Below are 17,188 nucleotides of genomic sequence, written 5' to 3' on the forward strand. Positions count from 1 at the left end.
CTAGCAGCATCGGCGCCTTCGACACCACAATCCGCCGCCCAATAAAAAATGCCGTTTCTCCGTCAGGAGAAACGGCATTTTTATGCCGCGCATCCAGTTGAAGGTTATCGCTCAGCTATCGCATCCACCACGCACAGGGCTGTCATGTTGACAATCCGGCGCACGGTGGCCGACGGTGTCAGGATATGCACCGGTTTGGCGCAACCGAGCAGGATAGGCCCGATCGCGACACCATTGCCTGACGCTGTCTTCAGCAGGTTATAGGCGATATTGGCGGCATCGATATTCGGCATCACCAGCAAATTGGCGTCACCGGTCAAAGGCGAATCCGGCATCATCGCTTTGCGCAAAGCCGAATCAAGCGCGACATCGCCATGCATCTCGCCGTCGATTTCGAGGTCAGGTGCATTCTTTTGGATAATGGCCAGCGCGGCGCGCATTTTTAGCGCCGACTCGCTGTTGCTGGAGCCGAAATTCGAGTGCGACAGCAGCGCGGCGCGCGGATGTAGACCGAAACGACGCATCTCTTCAGCAGCCAAGATGGTGATTTCCGCCAGTTGTTGCGCAGTCGGATTCTCGTTGACGTGGGTGTCGACCAGAATCAACTGAGTTTGCGGCAGGATCAGGCAGTTCATCGCCGCATACACATTGACCCCTTCGCGCTTGCCCAGAACCTGATCGATATAGTGCAGGTGCAGGTTAGTGGACCCATACGTACCGCAAATCATGCCATCGGCGTCGCCTTTGTGAATCATCATGGAACCGATCAGGGTGTGACGACGGCGCATTTCCAGCTTTGCGTACTGCTCGTCCACACCTTTGCGCCGTGACATTTTATGAAAGGTTTGCCAGTAATCCCGATAGCGCTCGTCAAAGTTGGGATTGATTACTTCGAAATCCTCATCCAGCTTCAGACGCAAGCCAAATTTCTCGATCCGTTGCGCCAGCACATTTGGCCGACCGACCAGGATCGGCTTGGCCAGTTTTTCATCGACGATGATCTGTACCGCACGCAGCACGCGCTCTTCTTCGCCCTCGGCAAAGACGATGCGTTTTCTGGAAGACGGGGCTTTTTTCGCGATCTGAAACAGCGGCTTCATGAAAGTGCCGCTGCGATAGACGAATTGCTGCAAGCTCTCAATGTAAGCCGGCATGTCCTGAATCGGACGCGCGGCCACACCGGATTCTGCCGCTGCCTGCGCCACTGCCGGCGCAACTCGGGTCATCAGACGCGGGTCGAACGGCATCGGAATCAGGTATTCGGGGCCGAAGGACAGATTGCGGATGCCGTAAGTGGTGGCCACAATATCCGACTGTTCGGCTTGGGCGAGTTCGGCAATCGCATGCACCACCGCGATCTCCATCTCGCGCGTGATGGTGGTCGCACCGCAATCGAGCGCACCGCGGAAGATGTACGGGAAGCACAATACGTTATTGACCTGGTTCGGATAATCGGAGCGGCCGGTGGCGATGATCGCATCGGGGCGCACCGCCTTGACTTCTTCCGGCAAGATTTCCGGCGTCGGGTTGGCCAGCGCCATCACGATCGGTCTGGCCGCCATGCCGGCCACCATATCCGGCTTTACAACGCCGCCGGCCGAAAGGCCCAGAAAAATATCCGCGCCCGGCATCAACTCAGCCAGCGTGCGGGCACTGGTCGGCTGGGCGAAACGGGCCTTGTCCGGATCCATCAGTTCGGTCCGGCCCTGATACACCACGCCGGCCAGATCGGAGACGAAAATATTTTCGATCGGAAAACCGAGATCGACGATCAGGTCGAGACAGGCCAGCGCTGCAGCGCCGGCACCGGACACCACCAGCTTGCATTTTTTAATGTCCTTGCCGACCACTTTCAGGCCATTCAGGATGGCGGTGCAGACAATGATCGCGGTGCCGTGCTGATCGTCGTGGAAAACCGGGATATTCATCCGGTCGCGCAGCTTGCGCTCGATATAGAAGCATTCCGGCGCCTTGATGTCTTCCAGATTGATGCCGCCGAATGTCGGCTCCAGCGAGGCGATGATATCGACCAGTTTGTCCGGATCGAGCTCATTGATTTCAATATCGAAGACGTCGATGCCGGCAAATTTCTTAAACAGAACGCCCTTACCTTCCATCACCGGTTTCGACGCTAGCGGGCCGATATTGCCCAAGCCCAGCACTGCTGTGCCGTTGGTGATGACGGCCACCAGATTGCCGCGTGCTGTGTATTTGAAGACACTGGCCGGATCGGCGACAATTTCTTCGCACGGTGCCGCCACTCCGGGAGAATAGGCCAAGGCCAGATCGCGCTGATTCGACATCTGCTTGGTAGCGGTAACGCTGATCTTGCCAGGTGTCGGAAATTCATGATATTCGAGTGCTGCCCGGCGCAATTCCTGGCGCCGTGCCTCCTTTTGATCCAATGTCGATTCCATGCTCTATACGGCCTTTCTATTTTTTTAAACTTACCGAAAGCTTACGATTCTAGCAGAGCGGATGCGCAGACTTTATACGTATTTGTACTAGTCTTATGTGGTTTGAACATAAATCAGCGGCACCGACTACAGATTAAGATTGAAATTTTGCAGAAGTGCGTTCCTTACAACTTTGCCGCAAATACACGCGATTAAACAAGAATATAGGGGGTATATAAAAAACATGGCTCTATTCGCGTTACACGTTGTTGCATAAATAATCCCGGGCAAAGTGGAATATTTTTCTTCACTCTATAGCAACGTCTAACGCGAATAGAGCCAAAAACAGGCGCGGATTCAGATACGAAGTGCAACCGGCCAGCCGGTTGAAGGGCCAGATGCGATAGCATTCGGTTTTTTGACCAGCCAGTCGAAAGTTGCCGAAGATGCGCTACACACACCTGACCCAAGAAGAACGATACCAAATTTACGCACTGCGCATACAAGGATTTGGCGGAAAAGTATTGTTTTCAATTGAGCGCCCAACTTTTATTGAGTTGGAAGAGCACGTCAAGCAAACCAAATCAAAATAAACATAAGTTTTTTCAGGAGTTGATATGGCTGATGACGCACCACGCCCAATAATTGTTAAGCGTATTAAAAAAACTATAGGCGGTTACAATGGAGGATCCTGAAAAATAGCTTATGCCGACTTTGTTACGGCTATGTTGGCATTTTTTCTTTTAATGTGGCTCCTTGACCCCACCTCAAAAGGCACATTACAAGGTATTGCCGAATATTTCCAAACACCACTTAAAGTAGAAATCGCAGGTGGCTTTGGGAGCGGCGATAGCTCAAGCATTATAAAAGGCAAAGACCTGACCCGGCAGGATGGACAAATCAAACAAACTCGTATTGCGGCAGAAAAGAAAAATATGGCCTGAAAGATGCAGAAAAAGCACTTGAAAAAATTGATGCAAGTTGACTGAAAGACCTAAAAAGCCTTATTGATGCCAACATAGCAGCCCACCCGGTGCTAAATCAATTCAAAAATCAATTATTGCTGGACATTACCACCGAAGGTTTGCGAATTCAAATTGTTGATGAGCAAAACAGACCTATGTTTTCTTCTGCAAAAGCTGATCTAAAACCAGACACCAAGGTAATCCTGCACGAAATTGGTGCAGTTCTGAATCAAGTCCCGAATAAGATAAGTTTGTCTGGCATACTGATTCAGCCCCCTATTCAGGCGGAGAAAAAGGGTACAGAAACTGGGAACTCTCAGCTGATCGGGCCAATGCATCCCGCAGGGAATTAATTGCCGGCGGCATAGAGGAATCAAAAATTGTACGCGTAGTTGGACTTTCTTCCGCAGTACTTTTCGATAAAAAAGAACCTCTGAATTCTATTAATAGCCGCATCAGTATTATCGTGATGAACAAGAAAACTGATGAAACCGCCACTAGGGATGGCGGTGTTATTGAAGTGGTGAATGAACCGTTAAACCAGCAAGAATTTACCAAAACAATTAAAAATTGAATCTTTCCGTTCTTTTTTATATTGTTTTTTTGCCGAGAACAGGATAAATGCATGGCAAATAATAAAATATTGGCGCCACAACTTAAAGACCTGCTATCCGATGTTTCTAATCATGGCAATCAACATCTTTTGGAAGTAGAAGTTGACTTGATTCAGACTACGAACTTGCTTGGAGAAGCAATTGACAAACTGGTTCATAGTTTTATATCAATTAACGAAGCAGTAAATTTCCAGCAAGAAGCCGTCAATCTGCTTCTTGCTGGAAAACGGCCATCGCTTGAAGATATCGAACGTCTGAAAAAAATTCAATTAGAAGTTGGCATGCATGTTAATGAGGCAGTTACCAGCATGCAATTTCAGGACATGACGAATCAATTGATAGGCCGAGCGGTAAAGCGTGTGGTAGCACTCAGAGACGCGCTGGCTTCACTGGGCAATATGGGTGCTCAAATGATCCCTGAGAGTGGCGGTGAAGAAATTATTGCATTCTTGAATGGAATAAATAATGCATTAGTTGTGCGAAATATTGAACTTGAAAGTGCGCTACGTAAAGTAGTCAATCAAAGCAAAATGGATAGCGGCGATATTGAATTGTTTTGACGGCCTTAATTTTTATAGTGGCTAATATTTGACCTGTAGATATGCGAAGAAAGTGAAATAAAAAATGGGTAAAACAATACTTGCGGTAGATGATTCAAGCTCTCTAAGACAGATGGTCTCCTTTAGTTTGAAAGCTGCCGGATATAAGGTAATTGAAGCTGTAGATGGTCGTGATGGACTCGACAAGGCAAAAAATCAGATAGTTGATTTAGTTTTGACTGATCAAAATATGCCGCGTATGGATGGCTTGGCCCTCATTAAGGCATTACGTGAATTAGAGAATTATCAGAGAGTACCAATTCTGATGCTAACCACGGAGTCAAGCGATGAAATGAAAGCACAGGGACGAGCGGCAGGCGCGAACGGTTGGCTGGTTAAACCATTTGATCCTCAACGCTTGATTGAGGTGGTAAAAAAAGTGATCGGTTAGTGACCTATTCACCAATCGACGCTATGGCAATCTTGTAAAAAAAAGACAAAGGCCAATAATGACTATAGATATGAGTCAGTTCTTTCAGGTTTTTTTTGACGAGGCAGAAGAACTGCTTGCAGAAAAAGAGCGATTACTTCTTGAAGTTGATTTGGCAAACCCCGATAAAGAATATCTTGATGCCATTTTTCGTACTGCGCACTCCCTCAAGGGAGGAGCCTCAACTTTCGGCTTTTCCGATATGGCGGACATAACGCATGTACTTGAGTCTCTGCTTGATAAAATTCGCAAGGGTGAAATGGCATTAAAAACAGAACATGTGGATGCTTTCCTCGCCGCTAAGGATGTTCTGAAAATGCAACTTGATGGTCATAGAAATGGAGCAAAAGTTGATTTGGATGCCGTTGAAGAGGTTCGTGCCAGATTAGCATTGCTTTCGCAAAATATTAAACCAAACACGCCATCGGTAGTTGCAGCACCCATTCATGTGATTCCGGCTGAAATACTGCGCCCCAAAAATGGCAAACAGCTTCGCAAAATCCATATCGGTCTACCCAGCATGCCGGAACGCGACTTAAAGTCGCTGGCAGCTGAATTGGCCTTGCTCGGATCGCTGGAACAAACACCACCCGACACACAGCCTGTTGTTTTCACCCTGCTCACAGCGGAGGACACAGAAGAAATCATATCCATTTGTGCTTTTATACTGGACCCTGATGACCTGAAAATATCGGAAGAATCTGTTTCCTCAAATACAGACGCGACACAATCAGAGAACGACAAAGGTTACGGATTCTTCGACTCGATGGCCGAGTTAGGCATAAATACTGAGAAAAGTTCACCAAATCGACCTTCCGAACTTACTCAAAATATTCTGGATAATGTCTCCGCTGCTCCGAGCGTAGACCTGGATGAAACCACGCCCGAAAAAAAGCATGATTTCAAATCGCGTGAAACAGAAAAAATCCATGTCAATCACGAATCGTCATCAATTCGCGTCAGCATTGAAAAAGTAGATCAACTGATCAATCTGGTGGGAGAACTGGTCATCACCCATGCAATGATTGAACAGCGCATAGACGGACTTGATCCGATTGTGTATGAACGCTTGTTAAACAGCGTCAATCAGTTGACCAGAAATACACACGACCTCCAGGAAGCCGTCATGTCTATCCGCATGCTGCCTATGGACTATGTATTCTCCCGATTTCCACGCATGGTAAGGGACTTGGCGGGCAAGCTCAGTAAAAAAGTTGAATTCATTACGCACGGAGCGTCAACCGAACTCGACAAAGGCTTAATTGAACGAATTGTCGATCCTCTGACACATCTGGTGCGTAATAGTATTGACCACGGCATAGAAACAACCGATATCCGTCTGGCTGCAGGTAAGAATGAAACTGGGAAGCTTTCACTTTCTGCTGGCCATCGAGGAGGAAAAATCGTTATTGAGGTTAGTGATGATGGTGGTGGCCTCAACCGTGAAAAAATTCTAGCTAAGGCAACGCAACAGGGATTAAATATTCCTGATGGTATTTCGGATGCGGAAGTCTGGCAATTAATTTTCGCGCCTGGGTTTTCTACTGCAGAAATAGTGACGGATGTATCGGGACGAGGCGTCGGCATGGATGTCGTCAAACGGAACATTACAGCCATGGGCGGCATTGTCGAAATTCGCTCCGCCAAAGGTTTAGGAACCGCAATTACTATCTCATTACCTTTGACCCTGGCGATTCTGGATGGAATGTCCATTAAAGTCGGTGATGAGATATATATCTTACCGCTCAATTTTGTCGTTGAATCTCTGCAACCGATACCGGGTGACATCAAGGAAATCAGCGGACAGGGACGTGTCGTCAAGGTTCGGGGCGAATATCTACCATTGATTGCGCTCTACCAAATATTTGCAATTACTCCACGCTATACCGATCCATCTCAAGGAATAATTGTAATTCTTGAAACGGATGGTCAAAAAATTGGTTTATTAATCGACGAGCTTATCGGTCAGCAACAAATCGTTGTTAAAAATCTTGAATCGAATTATCGTAAAGTGAGTGGCATTTCCGGTGCCACAATACTTGGCGATGGCGGAGTGTCCTTGATACTTGATGTAGCAGCGCTTTTTTTGTCACATCAAAAACAAAGCGCCGAATCGATGGATTTTTGAAAGCCAACTATTATCCTGAAAAACATAATCCATATTTAATAGCTCTCACTCTCATCTTCTATATTTAACAAAAATATGGAGATGAGATTCAGCACTAATCACATATTTAGTCAAAGAACGAATGCCAAGCCTGCTAAATATTGAAGAATACCTACCACGGAGACCTTGTTTTTACTATTTTTACAGGACGGCATAATAAGAAGATATCAAAAAATTAAAAAAATGAGGGGACATATATGAATCTGCGTAACCTGCGTATTGGCAATCGTCTTAATTTAAGTTTCGGCACCATATTAGTGATGTTCATTATTGTTTTACTCGCAGCAACCTTGATGACGAAAAGAAGCAGAACTGAATTGATTGGCGGATTTAACGCAATCAATGAAAAAGTGGCCCTGGCTTCAGCAATGAAAAGTGCTTTACTCGAAGGCGGTATTGCCATGCGCAATATCGGTCTGCAATCTGACCTCCAGAAGATGCAGTCCGAGTATGAAGAAGTTAAAAAACAACGTAAATTGTATATCGGCATGCAAGGCAAACTTGCCGCCATCGGCCTTACGGATGACGAACAGAAACTCATTCATAATCTGACCAAAATAGACAATGAACTTGATGCTCATGTCAAAGAGGTGATTCGAGCAGTACAAGCCTTCGACAGTGATCGAGCCATTAGCGTCATTACGTCCGGCGTGAACCCCTTAAATCATCAGGCTGTAGCTGAAATTAATAAACTTATTGATGCTCAACAGATCAAGAGTCGCCAAATAATCGGCCGTAATGTCGCGACCGGAAATAATCTGATGTATATCGTAATTTCGATTGGAATGATTACTCTGGCGTTCGGCGGCATATTCTCATGGCTTATCACCCGCAGTATCGTATTGCCTTTAAAGTCGGCGCTAGGTGTCGCAAATCACGTTGCAACAGGAGATTTAACAACCGCCATTGAAACCACTGGAAAAGACGAGATAGCACAGTTACTTGGCGCACTCAAGCTCATGAATACCAGCTTGATCAGCACGGTAGGAAAAGTCCGCCACGGCACCGACACCATCGCCGTCGCCTCGCGCGAAATCGCTTCCGGCAATGCCGACCTGTCCTCGCGCACCGAATCTCAGGCCAGTTCGCTGGAAGAAACCGCCAGCTCAATGGAACAACTGACCGGCACCGTGCGTCAAAATGCCGACAATGCGCGCCAGGCCAACCAACTGGCCGCCACCGCCTCCACAGTGGCAGTCAAAGGCGGCCAAGTGGTGTCGCAAGTGGTCAACACCATGGGCTCGATCAAGGCCAGCTCGCGCAAGATCGCCGACATCATCAGCGTCATCGACGGCATCTCCTTCCAGACCAATATCCTGGCGCTGAATGCGGCGGTCGAAGCGGCCCGCGCCGGCGAACAGGGGCGCGGCTTTGCGGTGGTCGCCACCGAAGTGCGCAACTTGGCGCAGCGCTCGGCTTCCGCTGCGAAGGAAATCAAGGCGTTGATCGACGATTCGGTACGACAAGTCGATCAGGGCAGCAAGCTGGTGGACGACGCCGGCCAGACCATGAATGAAATCGTCAGCTCGGTCAAACGGGTGGCCGACATCATGAGCGAGATTACCGCCGCCAGCCAGGAGCAAAGCGACGGCATCGAACAGGTCAACCAAGCCATCGGCCAGATGGATGAAATGACGCAACAGAATGCGGCGCTGGTGGAACAGGCGGCGGCTGCTGCCGAAAGCCTGCAGGATCAGGCTGTGTCGCTGGCGCAGGCGGTCAGCGTTTTCAAGCTGGGCAGCGAAACTTCAGCGGTGCTGGCGCCGCGTGCGCCTGCGGCAAAAATTCCGGCGACTGCCAAAACCGTCTCGAAGCAAAAAGCCATCACGGCTACGGCTATAGCCGCACCAAAATCTGGAAAAAAACCGGCTGGCGCGAACAGTGACGAGTGGGAAGAGTTTTAAACCAGAGCACGAGCAGGGCCACCGTTACATGTGAAAAAGGGAGCCGAAGGCTCCCTTTCTGGTTTTGCTACTCAAAAACCACGCTACAAATCTTTAAATTTCAACAATACAACGTGCTGTATTATTAAAAATAAAATTATTATATGCGGCAATATACCTATTTTTCCGCATACTCCCATATTAACGTGCGTGCCGGATCGGATACAGGACCGACATCGGAACTTAGGAATCCGCTTGAATCTGAATCCTCAAATAACTCCATGGATTTATCGAAATCCATGGGCGGTCAACTACAGTTCAGGGCAATTCTTTATTTGGATTTTGCATTATTGAACGCTTCGACGCCTGCCATGATCTCTGCCTTAGCTTCGTCCGGGCCTGCCCATCCTTCAATTTTTACCCATTTGCCCTTTTCGAGATCCTTGTAATGCTCGAAAAAATGCTGGATTTGATTCAGGCGTAATACATTCATATCTTCCGGCTTTTGCCAGTGGGTGTATATCGACAAGATCTTGTCCACCGGTACCGCCAATACTTTGGCATCTTCGCCGCCATCATCCGTCATTTTGAGTACGCCAATTGCACGGCAACGCACCACCACGCCTGGAAAAAGCGGGAATGGTGTAATCACCAGCACATCAACCGGATCGCCATCACCGGCGATAGTGTTTGGAACATAGCCATAATTGCAGGGATAGTGCATGGCAGTGCCCATGAAACGGTCAACAAAAATCGCGCCAGATTCCTTATCCACCTCGTACTTGATCGGATCGGCATTCATCGGGATTTCTATAATGACGTTGAAATCGTTGGGTAAATCGCGGCCGGCAGGGACTTTATTCAGGCTCATGGTGTTTTCTCAGAAAGTTTAGAAATTTGATTGGCGAATAATTATAGCGATTTTCAGCAGTGAATTTTGCATTGCAACATAGCAGGCTTACATTCCGATTACAGCATGGTGGCCAGCGCGCAAAGACGGTAATGTGTTGCTGCCTGCTCGGTCTGATTCAGGGCGTCATGCAGTTGCGCCAATTTCAGATGTGCTTCACGCACCAGCGCCGCTTCAGTCGCATCAGACAGGGCCTGCTCCAGGTAGCGTTGCGCCTTGCCCCATAATTTTTGTTTTAAGCACAATGATCCGAGCGTGAGCACAAGTTCGGCATCGGTTGGACGTTTTTTGATCCAGACTTCGCAATATTCAATCTGAGCCAGCAATGCAGGATCACCTTTGGCAGCGGCAGATTCGCGATATGCGCGTACCAGACGCGAATCCCAATCTGCGCTCAAAGCTTTCTCCACTATCTTGCGGGCATCGTCATGCAATCCGAGGATATTAAATGCGGTGGCAGCACGCACCGCAACAAATGGTTTTTTCTGATCTTCGTCGGGAATATTCCACAACACACGACGGATCGAATCCGCATCATGGCTGCGATTTGACAGAGCATCATCGTAGGCCAATTCGCGCAAACGCCCCGACAACGCAGGATGCAGTACTTTATTCTTGTCCAGCAATCGCACCAGACGCAATACTTCAGGCCAATTCTTAGCCTGCTGATTGGCTTTCAGCGCCAGACGTAGTGCATGAATATGCCGGGTACCGCTGGCATTGAGCTCTTTTACCGCCTCCAGAGCAGCCTCAGGTTGATGGTCATCGACCAGCAATTCGATGGTTGTCATAAGGCGGGCGGTATTGAGAGACAGATTATGCTGCGTCATGGATAGCCAGGCATCGCGACGTTCAGGCTGGAGCATCCTGTGCGCGGCCCGGGCACCAATCAAGGCCCCTACACCTGCATTATCCGGCAAGTTTGCAGCCAGTTTAGCTGCTTTTTGAGCCTGGCCAAAGCGACCTTCGAATAGTGACTTCAGCGCATCGCGCAGGGCTTGGTTACCATCATGCTCACGCCGCGCCTGGCGATAAGCAGCAACACGTCCGGGCATTTTCTGCGTCATACGAATAGTGCGCAGCAAGAAATACAGCGACAGGAACAGCAGTGTAATCAGCAGCAGAAAAAAATTCAGCGACAAATCAATCCGGTACGGCGGATAGAACAACACGACGTTACCAATATTAAAACGTGCGGCAACAGCAAGCCCCACGGCAATGACCAACAATAAGAGAAGCCTGAGAAACGATCCCATATTTACCGCTTCGCTTTGTAGTTACGCACTGCATTAAGGCTGTTAGTCAGGGTCGGCATCTCAATTGATAAGTTGCTGCCCTGCACTTGCTTAAGTAATGCTTGCACAGTCTGCGTGCGCTTAGCGCGGGTATCGAAATACTTGGTTATGGCGTCTTGCGAAGCGATCATGTCGCTGCGAAATGCGGATTCGTTACGCGACAATAGCGCCAACCGGGCATTCAGCAAGCGCAGCTTGAGGTTTTCCCTGGCGTAATATTCTTGCGTCGGCGATAGCAATAGCGCCTCGGGCGATTCCACGCTGCGTATGCGTACCAGCTGCTGTAAATCGCCCCACACCTCGGTTGAGACTTTTTGCCAGACATCCTCTAATTTCAACATCCATTGCGCGCCGACATTCTGATTGACCGATGTTGCGCTAACTGCCTTGGCTGCCTTGACATTCTTAGGCGCTGCTGATCTTGGCTTCGGTGTTGGTGGCTTCTCATCCGCTAGCAAGGGTATCGTGTCGATTTGTGCGATGACGCTGTCAAGACGCAACGCAATCCCGGTCAGATCCAAGTTGGGCAGGGATTTCAGCTTTTCGAGGTCGCTTGCAATGGCGCGGCGTATCTGGATAAATTGCGGCTTGTCCGAACTGGCCAAACGGGTATCGGCATTTTGCAAGGCAATCAAGGCGCCTGACACATTGCCAGCCAATTGCAGTTGCTGGCTGGCAGTAGAGAGGACCTGTTCGATTTCGGCCAGAGCCCATTCATCACGTGTCCTGGAAAAAGCTTGATACAGTTGTTCCAGTGCCAGTTGCTGGCTCTGTGCCTCCACCTGTTTGCTTTCCAGTACATTTACCTTGGCTTGTATTTCTTTCAAATTCTCCAGGCTTGTCTTGGCCACTAACCTGGTTTCACTATTGATAGAGTCGGCACTTTGCAGGCGACGCGCGAGTTCTGCGCGCAAACTGCCAAACTCCGTTTTCGCGGTCCACCACTGCGCTGCGATTAAAAGCAGTAGTACCAGTAATCCAATCGGCAGCAGCAATTGCATCAATTTATTGCCCTTGGCCGCAGCGGCAGGCTGGGTTGACGGATTATTTTCCAGAGGTTTCGGGGTCTCATTCATGGCTGGATTGTAACGCGGCTAGCAGTGGTTCGTCGCCTGATCCGGTCAGGGTGACATTGTCGAAACACAAGTTTTTGGCGACTTCTGCAATACGACTATGCGGAACGATCAGGTGTTGTTGTTGCATTTTTACAACATTATCTGTGCCTGCAAGCCGTTCAATCATGGCTAACAGGATGCGCAAAGCTTCGGAGCTGGTGATGATCCAATCGCATTCGACATCCAGCAATCTCTGCAGTTGCTCCAGAACTGCCGCACTCGGCTCCGGAGCGCTGCGCCGGTAAGCGGCAACCTGGGTGACACTGGCGCCGCTCTGGCGTAACGCGTCCGCCAACAATTCACGCCCGCTCTCGCCGCGCACGATCAGCACCTGGCTGCCGCGCAAGGCTTCAATATCCAGCACTTCGAGCAAGGTTTGCGAATCGGTTCGCAGCGGGTCGCGCGGACAATGAATGGTGGCATTGGCGTCACTCACACCATGCTCGGCCAAAGCGGCCCGGCTACCCTCGCCCACCACCGCAATAGCGACTTGCGCCGGCCAATGCGACAGATGGGAAAACGCGGCATGAATCGCATTCGGGCTCACGAACGCCACCATCGAGAACCGCGTCAGATCGGCCAGCGTCGCCTGCAACGAGGCCGTATCCGGCAAAGGATGAATTTCCAGCAAAGGAAATATGACGGCGGCGCGGCCCATGGCCGTCACTTGCTGCGCAAGCGCCCCGGCCTGCGCAATCGGGCGAGTAATGACGACCGGCTTACGCACTTTATGCATTTATCTTACTCATTCCGCTTCGTCTGAAGCGCAAGCTGCAAGTATCCCTGCTGCATCCTGCGCGGCCAGTGCTTCTGCCACCTGGCGACCGAGAGCCTCCGGCGCATCGGCTGGGCCAAATGCTTCTGCTGTTGCCATCCGCTGGCCGTCCGGCGTCGCCACCATCGCACGCAAGCGCAAGGTCGTCCCGTCCAGCGTAGCAAACGCAGCCAGCGGAATCTGGCAACTGCCGCCGAAGACCCGCGATACTGCGCGCTCGGCCAACACGGCCTGGGTCGTTGCCTGGTGCGCCAGTGGCGCCAGCCAAGCTTTCAGGTCGGCGCGCTCGGAATGGATCTCGATTGCCATCGCACCTTGCCCGGCCGCCGGCAAGCTTTGCTCCGGCTCCAGCACGCAACGGATGCGGGCAGCCGCACCGAGCCGCATCAAGCCCGCCGCAGCCAGGATAATTGCGGCGTATTCGCCGCGGTCGAGCTTGCCCAGCCGGGTATCGAGGTTGCCGCGCAACGGCCGTATCACCAGGTGCGGGTAACGGGCGGCGATCAAGGCCTCCCGGCGCAAGCTGCTGGTGCCAACAACGGCACCGTGCGGCAGCGCGTCCAGCGACGCGTAATCGTTGGAGACGAAAGCATCGCGCGGATCTTCGCGCTGCATAACCGCTGCCAGGCAAAAACCGTCCGGCAGGGTCATCGGCATATCCTTGAGCGAATGCACGGCAAAATCGGCCCGCCCTTCACTCATGGCGACTTCCAGCTCCTTGATGAACAAGCCCTTGCCACCCACTTTTGACAGTGCGCGATCAAGAATCTGGTCGCCGCGCGTGGTCATTCCTAGAATTTCGATGCTGCACTGCGGATATAATTCGGATAAACGGGAGCGCACATACTCGGCCTGCCACATGGCCAGACGGCTTTCGCGCGATGCGATTATCAACTTGGAGGGAGAGGATAGTTTCAACACGGGCTCTTTCGATGAATTATTTTCTATGGATTTTCTACGGATCATTTCGATTTAAAAGGCTTGGATGAATGCTCAAATCCATGCCATTGCGCAAATGCTTGAGGCCAAATGTTATCACGCGTCCACTTGCCATTCATGGCTAAAGGCCATTTCCATCACCAGATCAAAACGGATTGCATTCGTTCACCATGGCTAAAAAAACCACCAGTAACAGTATCGGGCTCGCCGCCAACAAAAAGACTGTCGACAAGGATGCCCCGCTCAAGGATGACATACGGCTGTTAGGCCGCCTGCTAGGCGATGTGCTGCGCGATCAGGAGGGCGATGCTGTTTATGATGTGGTGGAAACTATACGCCAGACCGCAGTGCGCTTTCGCCGCGAGGCAGAAATCCAGTCCGGCGCCGATCTTGATAAGCTGCTCAAGAAATTGACCCGCGACCAGACCATTACGGTGGTGCGCGCCTTTTCATACTTCTCGCATCTGGCCAATATCGCTGAAGACCAGCATCACAACCGGCGTCGCCGCGCGCATTTACTGGCCGGTTCCGCGCCGCAACAGGGCAGCGTCGCGTTTGCCTTGTCCAAGCTCGATGATGCCGGCGTATCCGGCGACACCATTCGTGATTTTTTCAAGCACGCACTGATTTCTCCGGTATTGACCGCGCACCCAACCGAAGTGCAGCGCAAAAGCATCTTGGATGCGGAGCGCGAAATCGCCCGCCTGCTGGCCGGGCGCGACCATCCGATGACACCCAAAGAGTTGGCCGGCAATACCGAACTGCTGCATGCGTGCGTCGTCACTTTGTGGCAAACCCGCATGCTGCGCAACTCCAAGTTGAGCGTCGCCGACGAGATCGAGAATGCGCTGTCTTACTATCGCATCACATTCCTGCACGAGTTGCCTGGCTTGTATAACGATATCGCAACTGAAGTCGCCACCCAGTTCCCATCCCATGCCAAACCGTCCGACACTCCGGCCTATCTGCAGATGGGCAGCTGGATCGGCGGCGACCGGGATGGCAATCCGAACGTCAATGCCGACACCATGCAGCATGCACTAGGACGCCAATCGACCACCATCATCGAATTTTACCTGGGCGAAATCCATCTGCTCGGGGCGGAACTCTCCAGTTCTGCCGAGCTAGTTGAGGTCTCACCGCAACTGCAAGCGCTGGCCGATGCCTCGCCCGACACTTCGGCCCACCGCGCCGATGAACCTTACCGGCGCGCCCTGGTTGGCATCTATGCACGGCTGGCTGCAACCGCACGCTCGCTGGGCGTAATGAATATCCTGCGCCATGAAATCGGCCACGCGGCAGCCTACTCGGCAGCTACCGAACTCACCTTTGACCTGAACATCGTCGCCGAATCGCTGAAATCGCATCATGCCGCCGCCTTGATCAAGCCGCGCCTGTCGTGCTTGAAGCGGGCCACTGAAATCTTCGGCTTCCACTTGGCTACTCTGGATATGCGCCAAACCTCAGACGTGCATGAAATCGTTCTGGCCGAACTGTTCGCCCACTCCGGGGTGGAAAAAAATTACGCCGCACTGCGTGAAGAACAAAAAATCGCCTTGCTGCGTCAAGAGTTGACCCAACCGCGCCTGATGTATTCGCCCTACATTGCATACTCGGACCAGACCAATTCGGAACTGTCGGTGCTGCGTGCGGCGCGCGAGATTCGGCATCGTTTCGGCGACCGTGCGATCCGCAATTACATCATCTCGCACACCGAAACCGTGTCCGACCTGCTCGAAGTGCTGCTGCTGCAAAAAGAAACCGGCTTGCTGCGTTCGCAATCGGACCCCGATGTACTGCCAGCAGGCGAAGCCAGGCACGACCTGATGGTGATTCCGCTGTTCGAGACCATCCCCGATCTGCGCCGCGCCGCCGCCATCATGCAGGAATTGATGGCGCTGCCAGAAGTTGCCCAGCAACTGGTGCAACAAGGCCAGCTGCAAGAAGTCATGCTGGGCTATTCAGATTCCAACAAGGATGGCGGCTTTTTGACTTCCAACTGGGAACTGTACAAGGCTGAAAACGCGCTGGTCAAAGTATTCGATCACGCCGGCGTCAAGCTGCGCCTGTTCCACGGCCGCGGCGGCACGGTAGGACGCGGCGGCGGCTCCAGTTACGAAGCGATCCTGGCGCAACCGCATGGCACCGTCAACGGTCAGATCCGCTTGACGGAACAAGGCGAAATCATCGCCTCCAAGTTCTCGAACGCCGAAATCGGCCGCCGCAACCTGGAGCTGCTGGTGGCTGCGACGCTGGAAGCCAGCCTGATGCCGTCCATATCGGACTCGGACGCACGCCACACCAAAAAGCTGCAGGAATTCGAACACGTGATGGGCGAACTGTCCGAACGCGCGTATGCCGCCTACCGCAACCTGGTATACGAAACGCCGGGCTTTACCGATTATTTTTTCTCGGCCACGCCGATTGCCGAGATCGCCGAACTCAACATCGGCTCGCGCCCTGCCTCGCGCAAATCGACCCGCCGCATCGAAGACTTGCGGGCAATTCCATGGGGCTTCTCCTGGGGCCAATGCCGTTTGCTGCTGCCGGGCTGGTATGGCTTCGGCAGCGCCGTCTCCGAATGGATGAACGATGGCGACGAAAAAGCGCAAGCCAAAAAAGTCGCCACTCTGCGCGCGATGTTTCGCGAATGGCCGTTTTTTGCCACGCTGCTGTCGAATATGGACATGGTGCTGGCCAAAACCGACCTCGCAGTCGCCTCCCGCTACGCCGGGCTGGTGGCCGACAAAAAGCTGCGCACCAGCGTTTTCAAACGGATTGTGGCGGAGCACGAACGCACCACGCAATGTCTGGAAACCATCACTGGCGCTACCGAACGGCTAGCCGGCAATCCTTCGTTGGCGCGCTCGATCCAGAGTCGCTTCGCTTATCTCGACCCGCTCAATCACTTGCAGGTCGAACTCATCAAGCGGCACCGCGCTGGGGCGACCAATCCCGACAAGATCGACGAACGCGTCCATCGCGGCATCCACTTGTCGATCAACGGGATCGCGGCAGGGTTGCGCAATACCGGTTGAGCCAGTAGCGCAGGCATGGAGGCCTGCGCTACTTAAATTTTCACTTTATTTATCATCGCAAA

Annotated in this window: 11 protein-coding genes and 2 pseudogenes; 7 read left to right on the forward strand and 6 right to left on the reverse strand. The window is 51.6% G+C overall.

Going from position 1 to position 17,188, the window contains the following annotated elements:
- Nucleotides 1–104 precede the first annotated feature (104 nt).
- The gene (locus FKCLFG_RS11450) at nt 105–2,417 is read right to left on the reverse strand and encodes an NADP-dependent malic enzyme (protein WP_472613219.1); all 2,313 of its coding nucleotides are present in this window, start codon (nt 2,415–2,417) and stop codon (nt 105–107) included.
- A gap of 470 nt (nt 2,418–2,887) precedes the next feature.
- Between FKCLFG_RS11450 and FKCLFG_RS11455 the strand changes: the two are divergent.
- The 6 genes and pseudogenes from FKCLFG_RS11455 to FKCLFG_RS11480 form a co-directional block, all read left to right on the forward strand.
- Nucleotides 2,888–2,989 (forward strand): annotated as a pseudogene (locus FKCLFG_RS11455) (flagellar motor stator protein MotA); the annotation flags it as partial.
- Nucleotides 2,990–3,013: 24 nt separating this feature from the next.
- Nucleotides 3,014–3,935: pseudogene (motB, locus tag FKCLFG_RS11460) on the forward strand (flagellar motor protein MotB).
- 51 nt (nt 3,936–3,986) lie between these two features.
- Nucleotides 3,987–4,535, forward strand: coding sequence for a chemotaxis protein (locus FKCLFG_RS11465; protein WP_472613220.1), 549 nt, complete (start codon nt 3,987–3,989; stop codon nt 4,533–4,535).
- 64 nt (nt 4,536–4,599) lie between these two features.
- Nucleotides 4,600–4,965, forward strand: a complete 366-nt coding sequence (locus FKCLFG_RS11470; protein WP_472613221.1) for a response regulator — start codon at nt 4,600–4,602, stop codon at nt 4,963–4,965.
- 58 nt (nt 4,966–5,023) lie between these two features.
- A complete protein-coding gene (gene cheA, locus FKCLFG_RS11475; protein ID WP_472613222.1) occupies nt 5,024–7,132 on the forward strand; it encodes a chemotaxis protein CheA in 2,109 nt (702 codons plus the stop codon).
- A gap of 236 nt (nt 7,133–7,368) precedes the next feature.
- Entirely contained in the window at nt 7,369–9,075 is a 1,707-nt protein-coding gene (locus FKCLFG_RS11480; protein ID WP_472613223.1) for a methyl-accepting chemotaxis protein, read from the forward strand.
- 310 nt (nt 9,076–9,385) lie between these two features.
- Here FKCLFG_RS11480 and ppa read toward each other — a convergent pair whose 3' ends face one another.
- The 5 genes from ppa to hemC all read right to left on the reverse strand — a co-directional run bounded on the left by ppa (nt 9,386) and on the right by hemC (nt 14,115).
- The gene (gene ppa, locus FKCLFG_RS11485; RefSeq protein ID WP_472613224.1) at nt 9,386–9,925 is read right to left on the reverse strand and encodes an inorganic diphosphatase; all 540 of its coding nucleotides are present in this window, start codon (nt 9,923–9,925) and stop codon (nt 9,386–9,388) included.
- A 98-nt stretch (nt 9,926–10,023) separates the two neighbouring features.
- A complete protein-coding gene (locus FKCLFG_RS11490) occupies nt 10,024–11,220 on the reverse strand; it encodes a heme biosynthesis HemY N-terminal domain-containing protein (RefSeq protein WP_472613225.1) in 1,197 nt (398 codons plus the stop codon).
- Nucleotides 11,221–11,222: 2 nt separating this feature from the next.
- Nucleotides 11,223–12,335: a uroporphyrinogen-III C-methyltransferase gene (locus FKCLFG_RS11495; protein WP_472613226.1), complete on the reverse strand. Its 1,113-nt coding sequence runs from the start codon at nt 12,333–12,335 to the stop codon at nt 11,223–11,225.
- Nucleotides 12,328–13,110, reverse strand: coding sequence for a uroporphyrinogen-III synthase (locus FKCLFG_RS11500; RefSeq protein ID WP_472613227.1), 783 nt, complete (start codon nt 13,108–13,110; stop codon nt 12,328–12,330). The genes FKCLFG_RS11495 and FKCLFG_RS11500 overlap by 8 nt, the downstream gene beginning before the upstream one ends.
- A gap of 9 nt (nt 13,111–13,119) precedes the next feature.
- The gene (gene hemC / locus FKCLFG_RS11505) at nt 13,120–14,115 is read right to left on the reverse strand and encodes a hydroxymethylbilane synthase (RefSeq protein ID WP_472613228.1); all 996 of its coding nucleotides are present in this window, start codon (nt 14,113–14,115) and stop codon (nt 13,120–13,122) included.
- A 143-nt stretch (nt 14,116–14,258) separates the two neighbouring features.
- Here hemC and ppc point away from each other — a divergent pair, with 143 nt between their 5' ends.
- Nucleotides 14,259–17,126 (forward strand): phosphoenolpyruvate carboxylase, encoded by a 2,868-nt coding sequence (ppc, locus tag FKCLFG_RS11510; RefSeq protein WP_472613229.1) that lies wholly within the window; start codon nt 14,259–14,261, stop codon nt 17,124–17,126.
- Nucleotides 17,127–17,188: the final 62 nt, after the last annotated feature.

The sequence above is a fragment of the Gelidimonas denitrificans genome (assembly GCF_055694065.1).

Bases quoted from the DNA above. Each gene is read 5' to 3' on its own strand.
- FKCLFG_RS11465 (WP_472613220.1), top strand. From the start codon at position 3,987: ATGGCAAATAATAAAATATTGGCGCCACAACTTAAAGACCTGCTATCC.
- FKCLFG_RS11470 (WP_472613221.1), top strand. From the start codon at position 4,600: ATGGGTAAAACAATACTTGCGGTAGATGATTCAAGCTCTCTAAGACAG.
- hemC (WP_472613228.1), bottom strand. From the start codon at position 14,115: ATGATCCGTAGAAAATCCATAGAAAATAATTCATCGAAAGAGCCCGTG.
- cheA (WP_472613222.1), top strand. From the start codon at position 5,024: ATGACTATAGATATGAGTCAGTTCTTTCAGGTTTTTTTTGACGAGGCA.
- ppa (WP_472613224.1), bottom strand. From the start codon at position 9,925: ATGAGCCTGAATAAAGTCCCTGCCGGCCGCGATTTACCCAACGATTTC.
- FKCLFG_RS11480 (WP_472613223.1), top strand. From the start codon at position 7,369: ATGAATCTGCGTAACCTGCGTATTGGCAATCGTCTTAATTTAAGTTTC.
- ppc (WP_472613229.1), top strand. From the start codon at position 14,259: ATGGCTAAAAAAACCACCAGTAACAGTATCGGGCTCGCCGCCAACAAA.
- FKCLFG_RS11450 (WP_472613219.1), bottom strand. From the start codon at position 2,417: ATGGAATCGACATTGGATCAAAAGGAGGCACGGCGCCAGGAATTGCGC.
- FKCLFG_RS11490 (WP_472613225.1), bottom strand. From the start codon at position 11,220: ATGGGATCGTTTCTCAGGCTTCTCTTATTGTTGGTCATTGCCGTGGGG.
- FKCLFG_RS11500 (WP_472613227.1), bottom strand. From the start codon at position 13,110: ATGCATAAAGTGCGTAAGCCGGTCGTCATTACTCGCCCGATTGCGCAG.
- FKCLFG_RS11495 (WP_472613226.1), bottom strand. From the start codon at position 12,335: ATGAATGAGACCCCGAAACCTCTGGAAAATAATCCGTCAACCCAGCCT.